The organism is Lacinutrix himadriensis, from assembly GCF_001418105.1.
Classification (GTDB): domain Bacteria; phylum Bacteroidota; class Bacteroidia; order Flavobacteriales; family Flavobacteriaceae; genus Oceanihabitans; species Oceanihabitans himadriense.
Genome location: NZ_LIQI01000006.1, coordinates 194,111 through 217,515 on the forward strand (window position 1 = coordinate 194,111; position 23,405 = coordinate 217,515).

At 32.3% G+C, this 23,405-nt stretch carries 17 protein-coding genes and 1 pseudogene; 13 read left to right on the forward strand and 5 right to left on the reverse strand.

Annotated elements, in window-relative coordinates; translation table 11 throughout:
* Window positions 1-10 precede the first annotated feature (10 nt).
* From AMD28_RS01325 to AMD28_RS01345, 5 genes are all read left to right on the forward strand, one after another.
* Window positions 11-1,741: a phospho-sugar mutase gene (locus AMD28_RS01325; RefSeq protein WP_193787277.1), complete on the forward strand. Its 1,731-nt coding sequence runs from the start codon at window positions 11-13 to the stop codon at window positions 1,739-1,741.
* Complete coding sequence (locus AMD28_RS01330; RefSeq protein ID WP_055442358.1) at window positions 1,741-3,567, forward strand: ABC transporter ATP-binding protein; 1,827 nt, start codon at window positions 1,741-1,743, stop codon at window positions 3,565-3,567. Before AMD28_RS01325 ends, AMD28_RS01330 begins: the two co-directional genes overlap by 1 nt.
* Window positions 3,568-3,880: 313 nt before the next feature.
* Complete coding sequence (locus tag AMD28_RS01335; RefSeq protein WP_055442359.1) at window positions 3,881-4,423, forward strand: RNA polymerase sigma factor; 543 nt, start codon at window positions 3,881-3,883, stop codon at window positions 4,421-4,423.
* Window positions 4,424-4,464: 41 nt separating this feature from the next.
* The gene (locus tag AMD28_RS01340; protein ID WP_055442360.1) at window positions 4,465-4,965 is read left to right on the forward strand and encodes a hypothetical protein; all 501 of its coding nucleotides are present in this window, start codon (window positions 4,465-4,467) and stop codon (window positions 4,963-4,965) included.
* A gap of 10 nt (window positions 4,966-4,975) precedes the next feature.
* The gene (locus AMD28_RS01345; protein ID WP_055442361.1) at window positions 4,976-5,419 is read left to right on the forward strand and encodes a Spy/CpxP family protein refolding chaperone; all 444 of its coding nucleotides are present in this window, start codon (window positions 4,976-4,978) and stop codon (window positions 5,417-5,419) included.
* A gap of 96 nt (window positions 5,420-5,515) precedes the next feature.
* Here AMD28_RS01345 and AMD28_RS01350 read toward each other — a convergent pair whose 3' ends face one another.
* The 3 genes and pseudogenes from AMD28_RS01350 to AMD28_RS01355 all read right to left on the reverse strand — a co-directional run.
* Entirely contained in the window at window positions 5,516-6,586 is a 1,071-nt protein-coding gene (locus AMD28_RS01350; protein ID WP_055442362.1) for a WD40/YVTN/BNR-like repeat-containing protein, read from the reverse strand.
* Between the two features lie 112 nt (window positions 6,587-6,698).
* The gene (locus AMD28_RS19140) at window positions 6,699-6,785 is read right to left on the reverse strand and encodes a hypothetical protein (RefSeq protein ID WP_420806037.1); all 87 of its coding nucleotides are present in this window, start codon (window positions 6,783-6,785) and stop codon (window positions 6,699-6,701) included.
* A gap of 32 nt (window positions 6,786-6,817) precedes the next feature.
* Window positions 6,818-8,992: pseudogene (locus AMD28_RS01355) on the reverse strand (CotH kinase family protein); the annotation flags it as partial.
* Window positions 8,993-9,230: 238 nt separating this feature from the next.
* Here AMD28_RS01355 and AMD28_RS01360 point away from each other — a divergent pair.
* The 4 genes from AMD28_RS01360 to purL all read left to right on the forward strand — a co-directional run bounded on the left by AMD28_RS01360 (window position 9,231) and on the right by purL (window position 15,949).
* The gene (locus tag AMD28_RS01360) at window positions 9,231-10,445 is read left to right on the forward strand and encodes an RsmB/NOP family class I SAM-dependent RNA methyltransferase (RefSeq protein WP_055442364.1); all 1,215 of its coding nucleotides are present in this window, start codon (window positions 9,231-9,233) and stop codon (window positions 10,443-10,445) included.
* Window positions 10,446-10,453: 8 nt separating this feature from the next.
* Complete coding sequence (locus AMD28_RS01365; protein WP_083478211.1) at window positions 10,454-11,581, forward strand: endonuclease; 1,128 nt, start codon at window positions 10,454-10,456, stop codon at window positions 11,579-11,581.
* 243 nt (window positions 11,582-11,824) lie between these two features.
* Entirely contained in the window at window positions 11,825-12,160 is a 336-nt protein-coding gene (locus AMD28_RS01370) for a hypothetical protein (protein WP_055442366.1), read from the forward strand.
* 105 nt (window positions 12,161-12,265) lie between these two features.
* Entirely contained in the window at window positions 12,266-15,949 is a 3,684-nt protein-coding gene (gene purL, locus AMD28_RS01375; RefSeq protein WP_055442367.1) for a phosphoribosylformylglycinamidine synthase, read from the forward strand.
* Window positions 15,950-16,035: 86 nt separating this feature from the next.
* Here the strand turns inward: purL and AMD28_RS01380 are convergent, their stop codons facing one another.
* Both AMD28_RS01380 and AMD28_RS01385 read right to left on the reverse strand, forming a co-directional pair.
* Window positions 16,036-16,485 (reverse strand): hypothetical protein, encoded by a 450-nt coding sequence (locus AMD28_RS01380; RefSeq protein ID WP_241492413.1) that lies wholly within the window; start codon window positions 16,483-16,485, stop codon window positions 16,036-16,038.
* Window positions 16,482-17,045, reverse strand: a complete 564-nt coding sequence (locus AMD28_RS01385; protein WP_055442369.1) for a hypothetical protein — start codon at window positions 17,043-17,045, stop codon at window positions 16,482-16,484. The genes AMD28_RS01380 and AMD28_RS01385 overlap by 4 nt, the downstream gene beginning before the upstream one ends.
* Window positions 17,046-17,598: 553 nt before the next feature.
* On the opposite strand from AMD28_RS01385, the gene AMD28_RS01390 reads away from it, so the two are divergent.
* The 4 genes from AMD28_RS01390 (at window position 17,599) to AMD28_RS01405 (ending at window position 23,404) form a co-directional block, all read left to right on the forward strand.
* Window positions 17,599-18,414, forward strand: coding sequence for a helix-turn-helix domain-containing protein (locus AMD28_RS01390; RefSeq protein WP_055442370.1), 816 nt, complete (start codon window positions 17,599-17,601; stop codon window positions 18,412-18,414).
* Window positions 18,415-18,653: 239 nt separating this feature from the next.
* Window positions 18,654-20,426, forward strand: coding sequence for an AMP-dependent synthetase/ligase (locus tag AMD28_RS01395; protein WP_055442371.1), 1,773 nt, complete (start codon window positions 18,654-18,656; stop codon window positions 20,424-20,426).
* A 112-nt stretch (window positions 20,427-20,538) separates the two neighbouring features.
* Complete coding sequence (locus tag AMD28_RS01400) at window positions 20,539-20,994, forward strand: MarR family winged helix-turn-helix transcriptional regulator (RefSeq protein WP_055442372.1); 456 nt, start codon at window positions 20,539-20,541, stop codon at window positions 20,992-20,994.
* A 1-nt stretch (window position 20,995) separates the two neighbouring features.
* A complete protein-coding gene (locus tag AMD28_RS01405; RefSeq protein WP_055442373.1) occupies window positions 20,996-23,404 on the forward strand; it encodes a 3-hydroxyacyl-CoA dehydrogenase/enoyl-CoA hydratase family protein in 2,409 nt (802 codons plus the stop codon).
* The last annotated feature ends 1 nt before the right edge of the window (window position 23,405 follow it).

The window sequence follows — 23,405 nt, forward strand, 5'->3', positions numbered from 1 at the left end:
CATTTACAACATGATACACATAGAACCAGAATTATTAAAAAGAGTAAACAGTTGGTTAACTCCAGCTTTTGATGGGGAAACACAAACCTATATAAAGGACCTAATTGCAACAAACCCAAAAGAACTTAAAGAATCTTTTTATAAAGATTTAGAATTTGGAACTGGTGGAATGCGTGGTGTAATGGGAATTGGTACCAATCGAATTAACAAATTTACGCTAGGAAGAAATACACAAGGTATAAGTAACTATTTACACCAATCCTTTCCTGGTGAAAAAATAAAAGTGGTAATCGCTTTTGATTGCAGACACAATAGTAAAACACTAGCAAAAGTAGTTGCAGATGTGTTTTCGGCAAATAATATAGAAGTGTTTTTATTTGAAGACTTACGCCCTACTCCAGAACTTTCTTTTGCATTAAAACATTTAAACTGTCATTGCGGAATTGTTTTAACAGCATCTCATAATCCACCAGAATACAATGGTTACAAAGTCTATTGGCAAGATGGAGGACAATTAGTGCCGCCACAAGATGCTGAAATAATTGACACCATCAATAATCTAGATTATGCGGAAATTAAATTTAAAGCAAACGAAGATTTAATACAATATATAGGTAAAGAAGTAGATGATGTTTTTATCGATGCCTCTATTAAAAATGGAACGTTTGATACTTCCGCGGAAGCGAAAGACAATTTAGAGATTGTATTTACCTCGTTACACGGAACATCGATTACCATTTTCCCTGAAACATTAGAACGTGCAGGTTATAAAAACGTGCATATTGTTGAAGAACAACGCGAACCTAATGGCGATTTCCCTACGGTAAAATCACCGAACCCTGAAGAACCTGAAGCTTTAAAAATGGCTTTAGAATTAGCAGAAAAAACAAACGCAGATATTGTAATTGGTACAGATCCAGATGCAGATAGATTAGGTGTTGCTGTTCGAGATTTAGATGGAAAGATGATTATTCTAAACGGAAATCAAACCATGGTATTGATGACCGATTTTCTATTAAAACAATGGAAAAAGAATAACAAATTAAAAGGAAATGAATTTGTTGCAACTACTATTGTATCGACGCCAATGGTTGCAGCTTTAGCAAAAAGTTATGCTACAGATTGTAAAATTGTATTAACAGGCTTTAAATGGATTGCAAAATTAATAAAAGACTATTCTAATCTAGATTTTATTGGTGGTGGAGAAGAAAGCTTTGGTTATATGGTTGGTGACTTTGTAAGAGATAAAGATGCAAATACATCTTCATTATTAGCTATTGAAATTGCAGCACAAGCAAAAGCAAACGGAAGTTCATTATATAAAGAATTAATAAAGCTTTATGTAGCTCACGGTTTATATAAAGAACACTTAATTTCTATCACTAAAAAAGGAATTGAAGGTGCTCAAGAAATTAAACAAATGATGATTGACGCTAGAGAAAACCCATTAACAACAGTAAATGGTTCTAAAGTGGTTAAAATTGAAGATTACCAATTATCTATAACTAAAGATTTAAATTCTGGAGCAGAAACTAGCATCGATGTACCAAAATCTAATGTACTTATTTATTACACAGAAGACGGAAGTAAAATAGCGTTAAGACCAAGTGGTACAGAGCCTAAAATTAAATTCTATATTAGTGTAAATACACCTTTAGAACATGCTGCAGCTTATACTACAAAGCAAAAGGAATTAGCGTCAAAAATAGAAGCTATAATAAAAGACTTGAAGCTTAATTAATGGATTATATTAAAAAAATTGCTCCATTTATTTTACCGTATAAAAAATACGGTTACCTAAACATTTTCTTTAATGTGCTTTACGCTTTGTTTAGCACATTGGCAATGGTATCCTTAATGCCAATGATTAATGTATTGTTTGGTGAAACTAAAAAACTATACATAAAACCAGTTTACAAAGGTATTAGAGAATTAAAATCTTATGGAGAAGATTGTTTAAATTATTTTGTAACTATTACAAACCAAAACGAAGGTCCGCAACGCACTTTGTTATACATGATTGTTTTAATCATTAGTTTGTTTTTACTTAAAAATATATTTAATTATCTCGCGCTCTTTTTTATTACCTTTTTAAGAAATGGTGTTTTAAAAGACTTAAGAAATTCTATTTACAATAAAGTATTAACACTTCCTATCTCCTATTATTCCGAAAAGAAAAAAGGAGATATAATCGCTCGTATTTCAGGGGATGTAAACGAAGTAAAAAACTCTTTACTTGCTGTTTTAGAGCTAATTATAAAAGAACCATTAACAATTGTTTTTGCTATTGTAACCATGTTTACAATTTCTATGAAACTAACCATTTTTGTGTTCCTATTTATACCTGTTGCAGGATTCATTATATCTAGAATAGGAAAAAGTTTAAAGAAAAAATCGGGAAGAGTTCAACAAGAGCAAGGTATCTTTTTATCTACTTTAGAAGAAACGTTAAGCGGACTTAAAGTAATAAAAGGTTTTAATGCAGAAGACCGTTTTAATAACAAATTTCAAGAATCAACTAACCGATTTTATAATTATTCAAACACCTTACTTAACCGTCAAAATTTAGCTTCACCTACAAGTGAGTTCTTGGGTATTGCAACTATTGCAGCTTTATTATGGTATGGAGGAAGCATGGTTTTAATAGAGAAAAGTCTTTCTGGTGGTGCATTTATCACATATATGGCTTTAGCATACCAAATTTTAACTCCAGCAAAAGCAATTAGTAAAGCGAGTTATAAAGTAAAAGCTGGTAATGCTGCTGCAGATCGTGTGTTAGAAATTATTGAAACACCTTCTGTACTAGAAGACAAACCAAACGCTATTACTAAAACAGATTTTACAAAAACTATAGATATTAATAATATCTCTTTTAAATATGAAGACCATTTAGTCCTTAAAAACTTTACCGTAAACGTACCTAAAGGAAAAACGGTAGCACTTGTTGGGCAATCAGGATCTGGTAAATCTACCATTGCTAATCTGATAACTCGATTTTATGATGTAAACGAAGGAAACATTTCTATAGATGGCGAAGACATTAGAAACCTTACTAAAAAATCATTACGAAGCTTAATTGGTTTAGTAACTCAAGATTCTATTCTTTTTAATGAAACCGTAAAGAATAACATCTTAATTGGAGATCCCAACGCCACAGACGAAGAAGTAATTGAAGCTTTAAAAATTGCCAATGCTTGGGAGTTTGTAAAAGACCTACCAAAAGGTATAGAGACAAATATTGGTGATTCTGGAGGGAAACTATCTGGCGGACAAAAACAACGCTTAAGTATAGCTAGAGCCGTTTTAAAGAATCCACCAATTATGATTCTAGATGAAGCTACTTCTGCATTAGATACAGAAAGCGAACGTCTAGTGCAAGTGGCTCTAGAAAACATGATGAAAAACAGAACTTCTATTGTAATTGCACATAGACTATCTACCATTCAAAATGCAGATCAAATTCTAGTGATGCAAAAAGGACAAATTGCAGAACAAGGCACGCATAAAGAACTTCTTGCTAAAAATGGTGTGTATAAAAAGCTTGTAGAAATGCAAAGCTTTGAATAATCAAACTTCTATAAATAAAAAAAAAGCTAGATAAAATATCTAGCTTTTTTTGTTTAAGTTAGACTTGGGGCGACTAACATTAAGTAGGTTTGTTGATGTAAATATATATCAAATAAACATACCAACCAAATAAAAAATGTATTTCATCCGAATTATAACGCGCTTAATCGATGTTTTTATCTGTTCTCCACTGATTATCAATAGTTTAAAAACCATAAAAAAAAGTATATTTTTTTCAATTAAAAATAAAATAGCTTCCTCTTTAAACTTTTTGTAAATTATTTAGTCTTAAAATAAAAACTAATAGTACTCTGTGTTAAACGAAACACTTTTTTTACAACAGCTAAAGTCAAAAAACTCTAAAGAGCAAGCTTTTACAGAGTTGGTTACGCAATACAAAGAGCGATTATATTGGCATATTAGAAATATTGTAAAATCTCATGATGATACAGACGATGTACTACAAAACACTTTTATAAAGGTGTTTAAAAACATCGACAACTTTAAAGGAGATAGTAAAATTTACTCTTGGATGTATAGAATAGCAACTAACGAAGCCATTACATATATTAATAAGAATGCAAAAAGATTACAAATCACTAATGAAGAAACGCAAGAACTAGCAATTAATAATTTACAATCGGATGTGTATTTTGAAGGAGACGAAATTCAATTAAAATTACAACAAGCCATTGCTACTTTGCCACAAAAACAACAACTGGTTTTTAATATGAAATATTTTCAAGACATTAAATACAAAGACATGTCTGAGATATTAGAAACTAGCGAAGGTGCATTAAAAGCATCTTACCATATAGCCGTAAAAAAAATTGAAAGCTATTTAACGAATAAATAAGTAAGCATTAAACCTTTATAAAAAATAAGAGTCTAAATATTGTGAAGCATAATCATTTACATAACAAGAAAGAAACGGGTTTTAAAGTTCCAAAAGATTATTTTGAAAACTTTGAAGCATCTATAATACGTCAAGCAAACTTAAAAGAGAAAGCTTCAGACACTGGTTTTACAGTACCTAAAGATTACTTTAAAAATGTAGAACAGGATATTTTAGCAAAGGCAAGTCAAGAAGAGACTGTAAAAGTTATTCCGTTATTTAGTAAACAAAACCTAATTTACATATCTAGTATAGCTGCCGCAATTGTATTATTGTTTAATCTACCATCGTTAAACACCAAAGTAACCTACGCTTCTTTATCTACAGAAACCGTAGAGGATTTTATTCTTAATGAAGATTATAGCGCTAATGATTTAGCAACTTTATTTAATGACATAGACCTTTTAGAAGAAGACGGTTTTAAAGCTATTAGTTTTACCGATGAAGCCATGCAAGATTACCTAAACAATAATTTAGAACTAAACGATTTATATACAGAATAAAACAATTACAATGAAAAAATCAATTATTACATTATTTATATTATTTCTTTCTGTTGCCGCTTTTTCACAAAATGACAGACAAGAAAAAGAAGATAAAATTAAAGCTTTAAAAATAGCGTATCTAACAGAAAACTTAGATTTATCCACTACAGAAGCACAACAGTTTTGGCCAATTTATAATACATACGAAGAGCAACAACAAAGTGTAAGAAGTGAGTATCACAACAAAAAAAGAGATATCAATATTGATGCTTTAACAGAAACGGAAGCTCAAAAATTATTAAAAGAACTGGAAGCTTTAAATGCAAAGCGAAACAGCATTAATGACAACTATATGTTAGCGCTGAAAAAAGTGCTTACGGCAAAACAAATTTTAAAATTAAAAAACACAGAAGATAACTTTAAAAGAAAAATGTTTAGTGAGTACAAAAAAAGAAAAGAATCCAAACACTAAGCTTGAAACTTAAATTAATAAAAACAGCCAATGCAAATACATTGGCTGTTTTTGTTTGTTATAAATTAAAAATGAAATAGTTACTTTTTAATAATACTATTTAAAAGTCAATTTACTAATTCTTCTTGCTCCTGCTGCATAGGCTGTACTATCATTTAAAAACCGAAGTGTATAGTAACCTTCATCACTTAAATGTTTCCAAGTATTTCCTGCATCGTTACTATAATCTATTCCTTTAAAACCTATTGCAACTAAACCTTTAGCATTACTATTAGGCACATATTGTACACAGCTTCTATATCCCGGACTTTGGTTTTGTGCAACCAACTGCCACGTTTTTCCACCATCATTTGTTCTTATTTTATTTGCAGAACTATCTGCAGCTTTGGTATAATCTCCACCAATAGCAAAACCATTAAGCGCATCGTAGAAAGCTACAGAATACATTCCTGTGGTTTCAAGACCTTGCACGATTGGCGTTTCAAAAACCTCCCACGTTTTTCCTTTATCTGGCGAGAATAAAATTCTGCTTGCCTTTCCTCCTGTTGCTATCCAAGTTTTATCACCTACAATTGCAATATTAGTATCACTCGCTGCAAAAGCCGCTTCTCCTTCTTTTGCTTTTGGTAAGATATCACAGGATAATTTATTCCAAGTATTTCCACCATCACGAGTGATTATTATACTCATACAATCGGCTGTAGGATCTCCAATAGCAATTCCTTCTTGATCATTCCAGAAATCCATAGCATCATAAAATGCTTTATCGTGGTTTTCTTGGTAGACTACTTCATCTTCTTCTCCTCCCATTTTAAATAACAAAGCTGGAGAACCAATACTTAAAGCAAAGCCATTATCCTTTGTTCCTGCTAAAGATCTAAAATTAGGTGTAATAGTATCTTGTTGTAACTGAATTAAGTATTTATAATCTAAAACACCTACTTTGCCATCTGCATCTTCCGTAATTACTCCTACTTTACCTGAAGACGTTGCAAAATATGCCAAGTTATTTTCATAAACTTCCAAAGCTCTAACATTCAACAAAGAGTCTTGCAACAAGGTTTCGATATCCACTGTTTTATAATCTCTGACTTTAAATGGTGTTTCTTTCTTTCCGCAGGAAAACAAAAAACAAAGAACAACTACTAGAAGAATACTATTTTTCATAAATTTTAAATTTTTATAAAAATAGAAAAGCTTTATGACATAATCATAAAGCCTCTCCTGCTATTAATCAAAACTAATCAAATCCTTTAGGGATTAGGATTTTAAACCACTTCTAATTACGTATAATTTTTAAAACGGTACTATCATTAATATGCACCATATACATTCCTTTAGAGAAATCTGAAAAATCAATAACAATGTTATTCGTATTGGTTTGCTTGTGTCTAGCAACAACTGTCCTTGAATATTATAAACCTTAATCGTTTCAATAGAATAAGACGAATTTACTATAGTTACCACGTTACTTGTAGGGTTTGGATAATACTTTAAATGATTATTAAAATCTACTTCATCTATAGATAGGGATTCATTATTTGCGGCATACGTTGGTAACTGAATTGCAAAGTCTCCTGTTCCGTTTGGCACTCTTGCATACCCCATATCATCGGTTTGTGCTCCAAAAGTGATGTTTTCTATTATGGTACCATTTGCATACGATAATATAGCACTTTCTCCTCCTGATGAAAACTTTACATCTGCATGTAAACCATCTTGATCGTCATCTTTATCACACCAAACAATTAAGTAAGTATCTGGCGCTATAGTTAATCCTGAAGGAAATGGCCAAACTAGTAAATCATCAGCATCATCAGATAAATATAAATTATCTAAACTCAATGTTTGATCACTATTATTATACAACTCTAACCAATCATCATATTCTCCATCTTGATCTGTAACCGTAGTTTCATTAGATGCCATAATTTCATTAATCACAAGATCTCCAGGTGTTAATGTTAGGTATGTTGCTTCAATAGTATAAAATTCGTATTCTGCTCTTGCAGGAGAAAATGCACCAATATTCGCATTCTCTGCATAGATATAATATTGCATATAATCGGTATCCACACTAACATCTGTACTGTAAACATCTCCTCCTTCAGCATTCATTAACACTTTTGTAAATGGAAGCGTTTCATCTGTTCTATATCCAATATATACATCATTCACATCCGTAACATTAGCTGTTATAGAAATCACATCTCCAATTAACGGTGTTGTTTCCGATGGAGTCACATTACTAATAACAGGTTGTGAATTAGTAAAGTCTGTTTGCGATAATAAATAGGTGCTTCTTGAAGCCATTAAATTTGTTAATCCAGGAGCTGTGTTTCCACCAACGGTATAATCTGTATTTATATTACCCGTAAATTGTGCGTCCGTGTAAAACTTATTCGTATCTGCTGTTACTGCACTAGATATAAGTGCTTGATAATCGTTTGCTAATGTTAAGTAGTTGGAATTACTTATATTTTCTGTTAAAATAGTTTTATAATGTGCTAAGTACATTTTCTTGTATTTAGGCACTTCCATTAGTTTAGAAAATAATGGAAAAGTAGCATCGTCATCATGTAATAAATGATCTAGTTCTGCTTTATCGGTAGTAGAATTTAATCCTCCTCCTGGTCCTCCTGGACCGCCAGGTCCACTACTACTTTCTCCTGTCATGCTAAAAACACCGAAAGACATATTTAAATCCCACATCACAGAATTAAATTGGTCATTATCATCTTTATATAAATAATAGTTTTGTTTAAACTGACCGATATAACTATCTAAATTTACCAATACATTGTCTAGCGCAAGCATCCAAATAGCCATATCTACATCAATAACATTTTCAATATTCGCAATATCATTATTCAAAATATTAGTCAGTTCTATTAAATCGTCCCAATGTGCTACAGCAACTGTTGGATCTGTATCATCATCCGATTTAATTTCATAAGCATCCTCATAACTAGTACTATTAGTTCCTAAATATTCTAAACTTGGATAATCATTAGACTGTGGTCCTGCTCCATCTGGAGGACTGCAACTAAAAAAGGCATTATCCTTAGAGTAAAAATGCTTATTAATAAATGTTTTAGTAATCGCTTCTGTATTGGTATATAAGCCAATTAAAGTTCCGTTTACATATACATTTGCATAGTTTGCTTGTGGTGCATCCATGTATTGATTCACAATATTATAAGCAATCGTTTCTCTAACAAAAGAAGGATCGAACATCACATTTGCCAATTTTATATCTTTATAACCTTGGTAATCTTGATCCACATACGTATCTAATTCTATATGAAATGGATTTTTAGTTTGATTTGCACTATACGAGCTATTTCCTTTATATTTAACACCCACTTGATTAAAAACAGTTCCATTAATAGTAACAGATGTTGCCTCTGTATAATTATTATCTCCTGCTTTTTCCGCATCCAATAATGCGTCCCAATTGCTTTCTGCAAATTCTATTTCTATAGTTTGAATGGTATTTATATCATATAATTCTTGTGCGTACGATTTTATAAAAATTAATAAAAATAACGTCAGAGTAATTAGTTGTTTCATTTATGTATATTTTAGTTACTCTCCTTTAGATGCCTAATTGTTAAAAAACTTGTGCAACTTTCTAAAATATTTTGATAAAATTTCAATCACAGAGAATACAAGTAAAAATTAACACCTATTAATGATCAAGAAATAATTATAATAATTTCTAAAATCATACCTTTGCACGTTTCAAACTTTTAAAAAGTTCAATCGGAATAAATACTTATTTCTGTTTTTGAACAACGAATACGAATATATGAGATTACACAGAAATTTATGTTTTGCTACAGTGGATGGTTTATTACTAATCTTTAACGAAGGCAAGTATGCAGATAAAGTAGTACAACAATTATTAAAACGTGATAAACGTTGGGGAAGTCGCGACAGAGGTTTTGTTGCAGAAACTACTTACGACGTTGTACGTTGGAAACGTTTATATGCAGAAATTGCGGAAGTAAAAGAACCATTTTCTCGTGATGATGTTTGGCGCTTAATTGCCGTTTGGGCAACCTTAAAAGGAATAAAACTTCCGGATTGGAAATATTTTGAAAATACACCTACTAGAAAAATTAAAGGTCGTTATGATGAACTTTCTAACATAAGAAAAATTGGCGCATCTGTACCAGATTGGATGGATGAAATAGCGGCTAAAGAGTTAGGTGAAAACGTTTGGACTAAAGAAATATCGGCTTTAAACCAGCAAGCAGACGTTGTTTTACGTGTGAATACGCTAAAAACAACTAAAGAAAAGCTACAAGCAGAACTTTTTGACTTAGATATAGAAACTGAAATTGTAAAAAATCATCCAGACGCATTAAGACTTAAAGAAAGAGCAAATGTTTTTACAACAGAAGCTTTTCAAAAAGGTTTTTTCGAAGTACAAGATGGTTCTTCTCAAAAAGTTGCCGAATTTTTAGATGTACAACCTGGAATGAAAGTTGTAGATACTTGCGCAGGTGCAGGTGGAAAAACATTACACCTTGCAGCTCTTATGGAAAACAAAGGGCAAATCATTGCAATGGATATTTATGAAAATAAATTAAAAGAACTAAAACGTAGAGCAAAACGTGCTGGAGCGCATAATATTGAGTTCCGTGTAATAGATTCTACAAAACCAATTAAAAAACTATATGACAAAGCAGATAGAGTTTTAATTGACGCGCCTTGTTCTGGTTTAGGTGTTTTACGTAGAAATCCAGATGCAAAATGGAAACTACAACCAGAGTTTTTAGATAAAATTAAGAAAACACAAGCTGAAATTTTAAGCTCGTATTCTAGAATGGTGAAACCTGGAGGACAAATTGTTTATGCAACATGTTCTATATTACCTTCAGAAAACCAAGATCAAGTGAAAACATTTTTAGAATCAGATTCTGGAAAAGATTTTACCTTTGTTAAAGAGAAAAAAATATTATCGCATGAATCTGGCTTTGACGGATTCTACATGGCATTATTAGAAAAGAAAAAATAAATTATAGAATGAAACAATTTTACTCCCTATTATTACTATTAGTAACTATTACAGTTTCGGCTCAGATACCTTCAGATTATTATGATGATGCAACTGGAACTGGTTATACTTTAAAAACACAATTAAAAACTATTATTACTAATGGTCACGTAGATCACGGATATACAAATAGTTTGTATGTCGCTTATCAAACGTCCGATAACGATTCGTATTACGAAAATGATAATTCGGTATTAGATATGTATTCTGAAAATCCAGATGCTACAGATCCGTATAACTTTCAACATGACACCAATGGTGGTTCTGCTCCAGGACAAGCATGTGGAAATTATTCCGATGAAGGTGATTGTTATAATAGAGAACATCTTTTCCCACAAGGATTTTTTGATCAGAAAAATCCAATGCGAGGAGATATTCATCATGTAGTACCTACAGATGGAAGAGTTAATGGTTTTAGAAATAATTACCCTTTTGGTGAAGTAGGCACCAATTTAGTAAGTCAAAGTAACATTGATAACCCAACAGAAAACGGATCTAAATTAGGTAATTCTATTTCTCCTGGTTATACTGGGATTGTTTTTGAACCTATTGATGAGTTTAAAGGAGACATCGCTAGAATGTTATTATATTTTGCGGTTAGATATGAAGACAATTGGAACGATTCTGGTTGGTCATCACATAGCGTTGATAATAACCCATTAAACGGTACATCTAATCAGTTTTACGAAACTTGGTATGTAAACTTATTGTATTCTTGGCACCTTCAAGACGGCGTAAGTCAAAGAGAAATAGATAGAAACAATGCTGCTTATGCATATCAAGGGAATGCAAACCCGTTTATTAATCATCCAGAATACGTGCAAGCTATTTGGTCTAGTATTCTTTCTGTAGATGATTTTGAAACGGTAGACGCAATTAAAATGTACCCTAACCCTTCTAATGGAAATACAATTACTATAGTAGCTAAAGAAAATCTTTCTGTAGAAGTTTACGATGTTTTAGGTAAGAGAATTAAGATGCAAAACATTACTCCAAGTCAGAATAAATTAAATATTTCTGGATTGTCAAAAGGTTTATACTTAGTGAGATTTAATTCTGCTACAGGTAGCACCACAAAAAAACTAATCAAGTCATAAACATTTGTTAGACTATATATTTCTAAAGCGATTCCAATTGGAGTCGCTTTTTTTGTTTCATTAGATTTTATATATTTAACCAACTTTAAATAAGATATAGATGAAACAAATTATGACTTCCATTATTTTACTTTTAGCATATACTACAATAAACGCGCAGTACAATGTCAAGTCAGATAAATATAAAATAGCTTTACCTCGCCAGAAGTATTAGAACAATACGAAACCGAAGCAGAAACGGTATTGGGTTACGAAAACAGTAACTTAGCCGTAGATATTGAAATAACTCCAATAACAGAACAGTCTCCCACCTTTATAAAATCTCAAAAAGATGGTGCCCATACAACCGCTAAATTATTGGGATTAAAAGATATTAAAACCGGGGCTTTCTTACCACATATAGAAAGTGCTTTTTATGTAATTGCTTATGATCAATACGAAGAAACAAATACTCCTGTTTATGTTATTGCTTTTATTAATAAGGAATTGGGATTAGCATACGAAGTAACGGTATATTGCTACAATATAGATTTAGAAGCCGGTAGAAAAATAGCAAACAGTTTTAAGTGGCTAGAATAGATTCTTTTTCTAAAGAACGAAAATTAAGTATACCTTTTACTGAAAAATTCTAACTAAAAAACCTAAATTTGTTTCTTTAAAAAACAACACTCAAACCACGATATAATGATTCATTTCTTCGGAAACCAAAACAGTAAAATACTTGCTGTTCAAGCAACAAAAGAATTATCAACCGAAACCATTTCAAAACTGACATGGTTATTTGGCAACCAGCCCAAAATAGAACAAGCATCTTTAGATGCTTTTTTTGTTGGTCCACGAGCTGCTATGATAACACCTTGGAGTACTAATGCTGTTGAAATTACCCAAAACATGGGAATTACAGATATTATTAGAATAGAAGAATTTCAAGCTTCTACGGAAGCATTTGATGCATTCGATCCTATGATTTCTGAAAAATATAAAGGAATCCATCAAGATTCGTTTACTATAGACATACAACCAGAAGCAATTCTTAATATCGAAGATATTGCTGCGTATAATCAACAAGAAGGTTTAGCTTTAAATGAAGAAGAAGTTACATATCTTGAAGGTGTTTCCAAGAAAATTGGAAGACCACTTACAGATTCTGAAGTATTCGGATTCTCTCAAGTAAACTCAGAACACTGTCGTCATAAAATCTTCAACGGAACTTTTATTATCGATGGCGAAGAAAAACCAACGTCATTATTCAAATTAATTAAAGAAACTTCAAAACAATTTCCTAACGATATTGTTTCCGCTTATAAAGATAATGTAGCTTTTATAAAAGGACCAAGAGTAGAACAATTTGCTCCTAAAACAGCAGATAAACCAGACTTTTATCAGACTACAGATTTCAATTCTGTAATATCTATAAAAGCTGAAACACATAATTTCCCAACAACAGTAGAGCCTTTTAACGGGGCTGCAACTGGTTCTGGAGGAGAAATTAGAGATAGACTTGCTGGAGGAAAAGGTTCTTTACCATTAGCAGGAACAGCAGTTTACATGACTTCATATTCTAGATTAGAAGATGCACGTCCTTGGGAACAAAAAATGCAAGAACGTCCGTGGCTATATCAAACACCAATGGATATTTTAATCAAAGCGAGTAATGGTGCTTCCGACTTTGGAAACAAATTTGGACAACCACTTATCTGCGGTTCAGTCTTAACTTTCGAGCATGAAGAAGATGCACGCAAACTTGGTTTCGATAAAGTCATCATGCAAGCTGGAGGAATTGGCTATGGTAAAGCAGAACAAGCTTTAAAAGACACGCCTAAAAAAGGAGATAAAATTGTTATTCTTGGTGGTGAAAACTACAGAATAGGAATGGGTGGCGCTGCTGTTTCAAGTGCAGATACAGGAGAATTTGCTTCTGGTATCGAGCTTAACGCAGTACAACGTTCTAATCCAGAAATGCAAAAACGTGCTGCCAACGCCGTTCGTGGTATGGTAGAAAGTGAAGAAAATTTTATAGTTTCTATTCACGATCATGGTGCTGGAGGACATTTAAATTGCCTATCCGAATTAGTAGAAGATACTGGTGGAAACATCGACTTAGATAAATTGCCTGTTGGAGATCCAACACTTTCTGCAAAAGAAATTATTGGTAATGAGTCTCAAGAAAGAATGGGATTAGTAATTGCCGAAAAACATTTAGATACGCTAAGTAAAATTGCCGCACGTGAACGTTCACCAATGTACACGGTTGGTGAGGTAACTGCAAACGATCGTTTTACTTTTGAGTCTAAAACTACTGGAGAAAAACCAATGGATTTAGCTTTAGAAGATATGTTTGGTAGTTCGCCAAAAACAATCATGACAGACAAAACGGTACATAGAAATTATGATGCTATTACCTATGATTCTGATAATATATTAAACTATCTAGACCAAGTTTTACAGTTAGAAGCTGTTGCTTGTAAAGATTGGCTAACCAACAAAGTAGACCGTTGTGTTGGTGGTAAAGTTGCCAAACAACAATGTGCAGGCCCCTTACAATTACCGCTTAATAATTGTGGTGTAATGGCCTTAGATTATAAAGGAAAAGAAGGTATTGCAACTTCGGTTGGCCACGCTCCTATTTCTGGATTAATTAGTCCTACAGCAGGAAGTAGAAATGCTATTGCAGAATCGCTTACTAATATTATTTGGGCACCTTTAAAAGATGGCTTACATTCTATTTCATTATCTGCAAACTGGATGTGGCCTTGTAAAAATGAAGGTGAAGATGCTAGACTTTATGAAGCGGTAGAAGCTATTTCAGAATTTGCTATCGATTTAGGAATCAATGTTCCAACAGGAAAGGATTCCCTTTCTATGAAGCAAAAATATCCTACAGAAGATGTTATTTCTCCAGGAACCGTAATTATTTCGGCAGCCGGAAATTGTAACAATATTACTAAAGTAGTAGAACCTGTTTTAAAGAAAAATGCAGGAAACATTTATTATATAAACATCTCTCAAGACGCATTTAAATTAGGAGGAAGTTCTTTTGCGCAAGTATTAAATAAAGTAGGAAATGAAACGCCTACCATTAAAGATGCTGCACAATTAAAGAATACTTTTAATACCATACAGCAATTAATTAAAGACGACAAAATTGTTGCAGGACATGATGTTGCTTCTGGTGGATTAGTTACTACTTTATTAGAATTATGTTTTGCAGATACCAATCTTGGTGCGGAATTAGATTTAACGGATTTAGGGGAAAAAGATTCTATAAAACTTCTTTTTTCTGAAAATGCAGGAATTGTTTTTCAATCATCGGATGCTTCTGTAGAAAAAGTATTAAAAGATGCAAATATTGAATTTTTCAACATAGGAAAAGTTACAGAAAGTGATACACTAAGTATTATTAATAATGCGGAAGTGTTCACATTAACCATTTCTAGATTACGAGATGTTTGGTACAAGACCTCTTTCCTACTCGACCAAAAACAAACAGCTAACGGTTTAGCACAAGATCGATTTGATAATTATAAAAAGCAACCTTTACAATTTACATTTCCAAAACACTTCACTGGAAAGTTAAAAGATATCACTTCGAGTAATTCGTCTAAAACGAATCGTATCGAGAAGCCTAAAGCAGCCATCATTCGTGAAAAAGGATCAAACTCCGAACGCGAAATGGCAAATGCAATGTATTTAGCTGGTTTTGATGTGAAAGATGTGCACATGACCGATTTAATTTCTGGTCGTGAAACATTGGAAGATATTCAGTTTATTGGTGCTGTTGGTGGTTTCTCTAATTCGGATGTTTTAGGTTCGGCAAAAGGTTGGGCAGGCGCATTTAAATACAACGAAAAAGCAAATACTGCTTTAAAAAACTTCTTTAAACGAGAAGATACATTATCTGTTGGTATTTGTAATGGCGCACAACTTTGGATGGAATTAGATTTAATTAATCCGGAGCATGAAACACATGGAAAACTAACGTATAACGATTCTCATAAACATGAGAGTTCTTTTACTTCCGTAGCTATTCAAAAGAATAATTCGGTAATGCTTTCTTCTTTAGAAGGTGCTACTTTAGGGGTTTGGATTTCTCATGGCGAAGGAAAATTTAATCTTCCGCTTGACGAAAACCAATACAACATTGTTGCAAAATATGGCTATGCAGCATATCCGCATAACCCAAATGGTTCCGATTTTAACACCGCAATGCTTTGTGATAAAACAGGAAGACATTTAGTAACGATGCCACATATTGAGCGTTCTACTTTTCAATGGAACTGGGCAAATTACCCAGAAAACAGAAAGGATGAAGTTTCGCCTTGGTTAGAAGCTTTTGTGAATGCTAAAAATTGGATTGAAAACAAATAAAAATATATTCTTATTATAGAATTAAGCGGTTTAAGAAATTTATCTTAAATCGCTTTTTTTTCGCTTCCTATTAACAAAAAAACTTTTTATTTTCTATTTTTAATCCTAGATCGCATCTGGTCTCTAAGCTGTATCAAACCATTACTTATCCCTCTTTTCTTACGTAATATAGGAAAACTTAAAGTTACTAAAAGCGCGATACACGCTGCAGAACCTAATCCGCCACCAAAACCTTCAAAGTAAGAACTGGTATTTAAAAAGATAAAAGTGAATACCATTCCGGATATTCCAATTAAAAAATAGTTGGAAAGTACTTTAGAAGAAACCATCCCAATAAAGGAAGCTCCGAAACAAACTAATGGTAAATTTTCGGTTAAATAAGGTGATAACAAATTAGGGAATACTAAAACGAATACTCCAACCAAAACGCCAACTAATGCAGATGCTCGCACAGCTCCTTGTTTAAAGTTTACTTGTAAAACAAAAGTGATTATAGAAGAAAGACCTCCTGCCAAAAACAATATCCAATGTGTCATACCCATTCCGAAACTAAAAATGTAATAAAAAAAGCAAGAGCAACACCTCCAAAAGCTAGCGTACCTAACTTGCCTCCAACACCATGAAAAGCATCTTTAGTACCAATTAATAATAAACCTGTAATGGTACTTGCAAGCGTGATAAATATATAACCATGAGCAATGCTAATATTAGTCATTCCAACAAAAGCACCACAATAAACAGCGGTTGGCATTCCTTGAATAAAAGTATTCTTCTTAAAAAAATTAGGTATAAAACTAACTACCAAACCTACCAAACCTGCAGATAAAACATTACTCAAACCAAAGGAAACGGATAAAATATAAGTCACAATAGCTCCAAAAAAAACAAATGCAATGGTCAATACATGTTCTAGACTATGGTTTCCAGCACTTAATGGTGTTTTTTTGTAAGTAATTAGAAGTAATATTAATGCCAAAATCACAAATCCAGAAATAAAAATGTTATTCTGTTTTTCAAATAAAATGGCAGCTAAAAAGCCCAAATGACATAGTATTATTAAACTAAAAGAAAGCTTCTTTACATGCTTTTTAATCATAATTGGTATTTAATACACTACAAAAATACATAATATTGCTGTTTTAGCTTTCCTTATTAATTACTTTATAAGTATAATATAAAAGATTCTATTGCTCCCAAAAATGATTTTGCTTCCGTTAGAAAAAGAAATAATAATTTGGTGATTTTACCAAAACATGAAACTGGTACTTTAGGAGTTTATATTTCGTTTGTAAAAGAAAACACAATCTTCCGCTTGACGAAAAGGAATACAACATGCCAAATATGGAGTATTTTACTTTTAATCGAATGGTTTAAATAATTAAAAAGGTTTCGTCTTGTTAAAAAAACTTGTAATTACCTGAAGGTGAATGGAGGAAAAAGCATGTTTAGATGTAATAAAAGAACTATTATTACGATATTTTACAAGTACATTTAATGAATTATAACTAATTTCGTATCTTAACATTTCCTAAAATGCTTTAGAGCATAAAAATGTTTTTACCACTTACCATAATATTTGAACAACCCTAAAAATTAAAATTTTCGATAAAAAAGATATATAATAATTAAGTTGTTCATAACCACATTTAATGCAATTAACATATTTTAAAAACGAAAACACTAATCCTTTAGTGGAAGAATACTATGAGCTTATATTAAAAGAAAGCGCCATACCTTTTGAATCCAGAATTTTACCAATTGGCAATACAGCCATAACTTATATTTTTACTCCTGGCCAAAAAGCAATAGTAAAAAACAAAGAAATACCATTAAATAAATTAACACTAAGTGGTATCTTTTATCAATCTTATAAATTTGTCTCTACCGAATTTGGTTCTTCCTTCGGCTGTACTTTACATCCAACAGCACTTCATAAACTTTTAAATATAGATGTTTCTAAAATAAAAAATAAACATATCCCGCTACAAGATATTAGTATCCCGTTTTCTGAAAAACTAAATATAATATTCCAAAATTATCAAACACCACAAAGCGCTGTTAATGATTTAGAGCAATTATTAAACGAAACGCCGCTAACCATTAACCAAAACACAATACTTATAGATAAAGCAATTGATTTAATTCGGGATAGTGAAGGATTAATTAACATAGATAGAATTTTATTTGAAACTAAAATATCTCAAAAAACACTAGAAACACAGTTCAAAAAAATTGTTGGTATTACTCCTGGAAAATATATTCGCTCCTTTAGATTTATTAAACTTTTAAAAAAATACGAAAATAATGAGATAGATATAAAAGACCTTTTATATATGTATAACTACTACGATTCATCGCATTTTAATAAAGATTTTAAATTATTCATGAATGAATCTCCTACTTCCTTTTTTAAAAAAGATAATGTTTTTATAAAAAAAATATTAAAAAATCAAAGTTTACGTTAATTTACAATACTTTTTTCCCCTTATACCCTACTTTTATATGGAATAAGCGAGTCATTCTAATATCAGTTTAGTTAGTTATTTAGGGATTCTATAATTTTTTATTGCGAATGATAAATTATCGTCTATTTAATCAGTAAATTTTTAAAGGAACTATAATTTTTATGGTTCCTTTTTGATTTTGTAATTTGAAAACAATTATTAATTTCATACTTTGCAAGTCTTCTAACTAAAATTTCCTAATGACAAATATTACTAGACTTTTTGATTTTCCATATTATCAACTCGAAAAATATAATTTAGATGCTGCACTAGTAACTAAAAAAGATGGAAAATGGGTAGCGACTTCTACTAAAGAATATGTTGATAAAGCTAATGCTATTAGTAGAGCTTTGTTAAAAATGGGAGTTCAAAAGAATGATAAAATTGCATTAATCTCTACTACCAATAGAACCGAATGGAATATCATGGATATTGGTATTTTACAAACTGGAGCGCAAAACATTCCTATCTACCCAACTATTTGTGCCGAAGATTATGAATATGTCTTAAACCATAGTGAAGCAACTTACTGTTTTGTATCTGATGCAGATGTTTTAAAAAAAGTACGTCAAGTACAAGCAAATACAAAACTAAAAGAAGTATACTCCTTTGATGATATAGAAGGATGTAAACATTTTTCAGAATTATTAGAACTAGGTAAAGACGAAAGCAATCAAAAAGAAGTACAAGCCCGTAAAGACGCTGTGCTTCCTACCGATTTAGCAACCATTATATACACTTCGGGTACCACAGGAAAACCAAAAGGAGTTATGCTCTCTCATAATAACATTACTAGCAACGCTTTGGATGCTTCAGATCGCCTGCCTTTTATAAATTCGGAAGAAAATAGAATACTGAGCTTTTTACCTATTTGTCATGTATTTGAGCGTGTACTAATTTACCTATATCAATACGCAGGAGCAACTATATACTTTGCGGAAGGCATAGATAAAATTGGCGAAAACGCTAAAGAGATCAAGCCAAACTTAATGAGTGTTGTACCACGATTATTAGAAAAAGTGTATGATAAAATTATAGCAAAAGCTGAAGATTTATCTGGAATAAAAAAAGCACTTTTCTTTTGGGCTGTTCGTTTAGGTGAACAATGGGAACCTTATGGAGCAAATGGCGCATGGTACGAGTTTAAACTAAAAATTGCTAACAAATTGATATTTAGCAAATGGCGAGAAGCACTTGGAGGTGAATTACACACCATGGTTTCTGGTAGTGCTGCCTTACAAACTAGATTAACAAGAGTGTTTTCTGCTGCTGGAATGCAAGTAATGCAAGGCTACGGATTAACTGAAACTTCTCCAGTTGTTTCCGTAGAAATGTATGCTAACCACCATTTTAGAGTTGGTACTGTTGGGAAACCAATTAAAAATGTAGAAGTGAAAATTGCCGAAGATGGCGAAATACTAGTGAAAGGACCAAACGTTATGATGGGGTATTATAAAGACCCAGAAAAAACGAAGGAAGTAATGACTGGAGACTTTTTTCATACCGGGGATAAAGGAGAAATTGATACCGATGGTTTTTTAAAAATTACAGGTCGTAAAAAGGAAATGTTTAAAACCTCTGGTGGTAAATATGTAATTCCGCCACTTTTAGAGAACGAAATGAAACAATCCCTTTTCATAGAACAAATCATGGTCGTTGGTGAAGGAGAAAAAATGCCGGGAGCAATCATACAACCTAATTTTGATTTCATTAGAGATTGGATAAGTCACAAAAAACTAGATATTGGTACATCGGATACTGAAATTGCAACTTCACAAGTGGTAATTGATCGCATTCAGGAAGAAATAGATAAATACAACAAACACTTTGGAAAGTGGGAACAAATTAAACGTTTTGAACTTACTCCAGAAATTTGGTCTATAGATTCCGGACACCTAACTCCTACCATGAAAATGAAACGAATTGTTATTAAAAAGATGCATCAAGATCTTTACGATAAAATTTATAGTTAAATACCTAAAAGCTCCTATCCTACAGGAGCTTTTTAATTTCTACACAATATTTTTCAAATTTATTATGCACGCATAGTATATTTTTGTATATTTGGGAATCTAAAATTTCTAAATGAAAGATGCAACAATAGATTATGTGTTAAGAACCACATGGTTAGCTGTAACCAAAATGTATAATGAAGAAGCTTCAAAGTTTGATAGCACAATGGCTACAGGTTTTGCTTTATTAAGCATAGATCCTGAAAATGGTACACCGTCTACTTCTTTAGGTCCAAAAATGGGAATGGAAGCTACAAGCTTATCTCGTACATTAAAAAACATGGAGGAAAGAGGCTTAATAGAACGTAAACCGAACCCCGAAGATGGTCGTGGCGTACTCATTTTTCTAACCGAGTTTGGTAGAGAAAAAAGAAATTACTCTAAAGAAAAAGTACTAACCTTTAATGAAACCATTAAAGCAAACGTAGCAGCTGAAGAACTAGAGAGTTTTCATAAAGTAGCAGAAATCATTAATAACATGATATCGAACAAAAAAATATACAACAAAAAAGAACATACCTTAAAATAACATGAGCAAACGTAGAATTAAAAAAGTTGCGATTATTGGTTCCGGAATTATGGGAAGCGGTATCGCTTGTCACTTCGCCAATATTGGTGTAGATGTATTATTATTAGACATTGTTCCTAGAGAACTAAACGACAAAGAAAAAGCTAAAGGTTTAACTTTAGAAGACAAAGTCGTAAGAAACAGATTAGTAAATGATGCTTTAACGGCGTCTTTAAAATCGAAACCATCCCCTATTTACAACCAAGCTTTTGCAAGTCGTATCACTACAGGAAACTTAGAAGACGATATTGCTAAAGTAGCAGATGTAGATTGGATTATGGAAGTTGTAGTAGAAAGACTAGACATTAAAAAAATAGTTTTTGAAAAACTTGAAAAATACAGAACTCCAGGAACGTTAATTACGTCGAATACTTCAGGAATTCCAATAAAATTCATGAATGAAGGTCGTAGTGAAGATTTCCAGAAGCATTTCTGCGGAACGCACTTCTTTAATCCTGCACGTTACTTAAAATTATTTGAAATCATTCCTGGACCAAAAACAGATGCTTCTGTTTTAGAGTTTTTAAATGAATATGGTGAAAAATTCTTAGGAAAAACCTCGGTAGTTGCTAAAGATACTCCTGCTTTTATAGGAAACAGAGTTGGTATTTTCAGCATACAAAGTTTATTTCACGCAGTTAAAGATTTAGATTTAACTATTGAAGAAGTCGATAAATTATCTGGACCAGTAATTGGTCGTCCAAAATCGGCAACCTTCCGTACCGTAGATGTTGTTGGTTTAGATACTTTAGTTCACGTTGCAAACGGAATTAGAGAAAACTGTCCGAATGACGAACGTTTAGCCTTATTTGAATTACCAGATTTCATCAATACCATGATGGAGAATAAATGGTTAGGAAGTAAAACGGGACAAGGTTTTTATAAAAAAACTGTTTCTCCTGAAGGGAAAAAAGAAATTTTATCTCTTGACTTAAACACTTTAGAATATCGTTCTGCAAAACGTGCAAAATTTGCAACTTTAGAATTAACGAAAACGATTGATAAGGTTGTTGACCGCTTTAAAGTACTTGTAAAAGGAAAAGATAAAGCAGGTGAATTTTACAGAAAAAGCTTCACCGCATTATTTGCTTACGTATCGAATCGTATTCCAGAAATTTCAGATGAGCTTTACAAGATTGATGATGCAATGAAAGCTGGTTTTGGTTGGGAACACGGACCATTCCAAATTTGGGATGCTATTGGCGTAGAAAAAGGAATCGAATTAATGAAAGCCGAAGGTTTAGAACCTGCTGCTTGGGTTAATGATATGGTTGCCTCTGGTAACACTTCCTTTTATACAGTAAAAGATGGTGCTTCATATTTCTATGATATTCCTTCTAAAAAACAAACTAAAATTCCTGGTCAAGATTCCTTTATAATCTTAGATAATATCCGAAAAACAACCGAAGTCTTTAAGAATTCTGGTGTTGTTGTTGAAGATTTAGGAGACGGAATCCTGAATTTAGAATTCCAATCTAAAATGAACACCATTGGTGGAGACGTTTTGGCTGGATTAAATAAAGCTATTGATTTAGCTGAAAAAGATTTTGCTGGTTTAGTTGTTGGTAACCAAGCAGCAAACTTCTCTGTTGGTGCAAACATTGGAATGATTTTCATGATGGCTGCAGAGCAAGAGTATGATGAGCTTAACATGGCTATTAAATACTTCCAAGATTCTATGATGCGTATGCGTTATTCTTCTATCCCAACTATCTCTGCTCCGCATGGAATGGCTTTAGGTGGTGGATGTGAGTTATCCTTACACGCAGATAAAGTAGTTGCAGCAGCAGAAACATACATGGGACTTGTAGAGTTTGGTGTTGGTGTGATTCCTGGTGGTGGTGGTTCTAAAGAAATGGCTTTAAGAGCACAAGACCTTTTCCATAAAGGAGACGTACAGTTAAACGTTTTACAAGAGCATTTCTTAACTATTGGTATGGCAAAAGTATCGACTTCTGCTTATGAAGCTTTCGACCTAAACCTTTTACAAAAAGGAAAAGATGTTGTGGTTGTAAATAAAGACCGTCAAATAGCAGTTGCTAAACAACACGCTATGTTAATGTCTAATTCTGGTTACACACAACCAGTTAAAAGAGATGACGTTTTAGTTCTTGGTAAACAAGCATTAGGAATGTTTTTAGTAGGAACAGACTCTATGGAAGACTCTAACTACATTTCAGAACACGATATGAAAATCGCTAATAAATTAGCTTACGTAATGGCTGGTGGAGATCTATCAGAACCAACTCGCGTAACAGAACAATATTTATTGGATTTAGAGCGTGAAGCTTTCTTAAGTTTATGTACAGAACGTAAAACTTTAGAACGTATTCAGCACATGTTAACCAAAGGTAAACCTTTAAGAAACTAAG

Excerpts from the sequence above, each read along its gene's own strand:
- AMD28_RS01325 (WP_193787277.1), top strand. The coding sequence starts at position 11 with ATGATACACATAGAACCAGAATTATTAAAAAGAGTAAACAGTTGGTTA.
- AMD28_RS01330 (WP_055442358.1), top strand. The coding sequence starts at position 1,741 with ATGGATTATATTAAAAAAATTGCTCCATTTATTTTACCGTATAAAAAA.
- AMD28_RS01345 (WP_055442361.1), top strand. The coding sequence starts at position 4,976 with ATGAAAAAATCAATTATTACATTATTTATATTATTTCTTTCTGTTGCC.
- AMD28_RS01350 (WP_055442362.1), bottom strand. The coding sequence starts at position 6,586 with ATGAAAAATAGTATTCTTCTAGTAGTTGTTCTTTGTTTTTTGTTTTCC.
- AMD28_RS01360 (WP_055442364.1), top strand. The coding sequence starts at position 9,231 with ATGAGATTACACAGAAATTTATGTTTTGCTACAGTGGATGGTTTATTA.
- AMD28_RS01365 (WP_083478211.1), top strand. The coding sequence starts at position 10,454 with ATGAAACAATTTTACTCCCTATTATTACTATTAGTAACTATTACAGTT.
- purL (WP_055442367.1), top strand. The coding sequence starts at position 12,266 with ATGATTCATTTCTTCGGAAACCAAAACAGTAAAATACTTGCTGTTCAA.
- AMD28_RS01380 (WP_241492413.1), bottom strand. The coding sequence starts at position 16,485 with ATGACACATTGGATATTGTTTTTGGCAGGAGGTCTTTCTTCTATAATC.
- AMD28_RS01385 (WP_055442369.1), bottom strand. The coding sequence starts at position 17,045 with ATGATTAAAAAGCATGTAAAGAAGCTTTCTTTTAGTTTAATAATACTA.
- AMD28_RS01390 (WP_055442370.1), top strand. The coding sequence starts at position 17,599 with ATGCAATTAACATATTTTAAAAACGAAAACACTAATCCTTTAGTGGAA.
- AMD28_RS01395 (WP_055442371.1), top strand. The coding sequence starts at position 18,654 with ATGACAAATATTACTAGACTTTTTGATTTTCCATATTATCAACTCGAA.
- AMD28_RS01400 (WP_055442372.1), top strand. The coding sequence starts at position 20,539 with ATGAAAGATGCAACAATAGATTATGTGTTAAGAACCACATGGTTAGCT.
- AMD28_RS01405 (WP_055442373.1), top strand. The coding sequence starts at position 20,996 with ATGAGCAAACGTAGAATTAAAAAAGTTGCGATTATTGGTTCCGGAATT.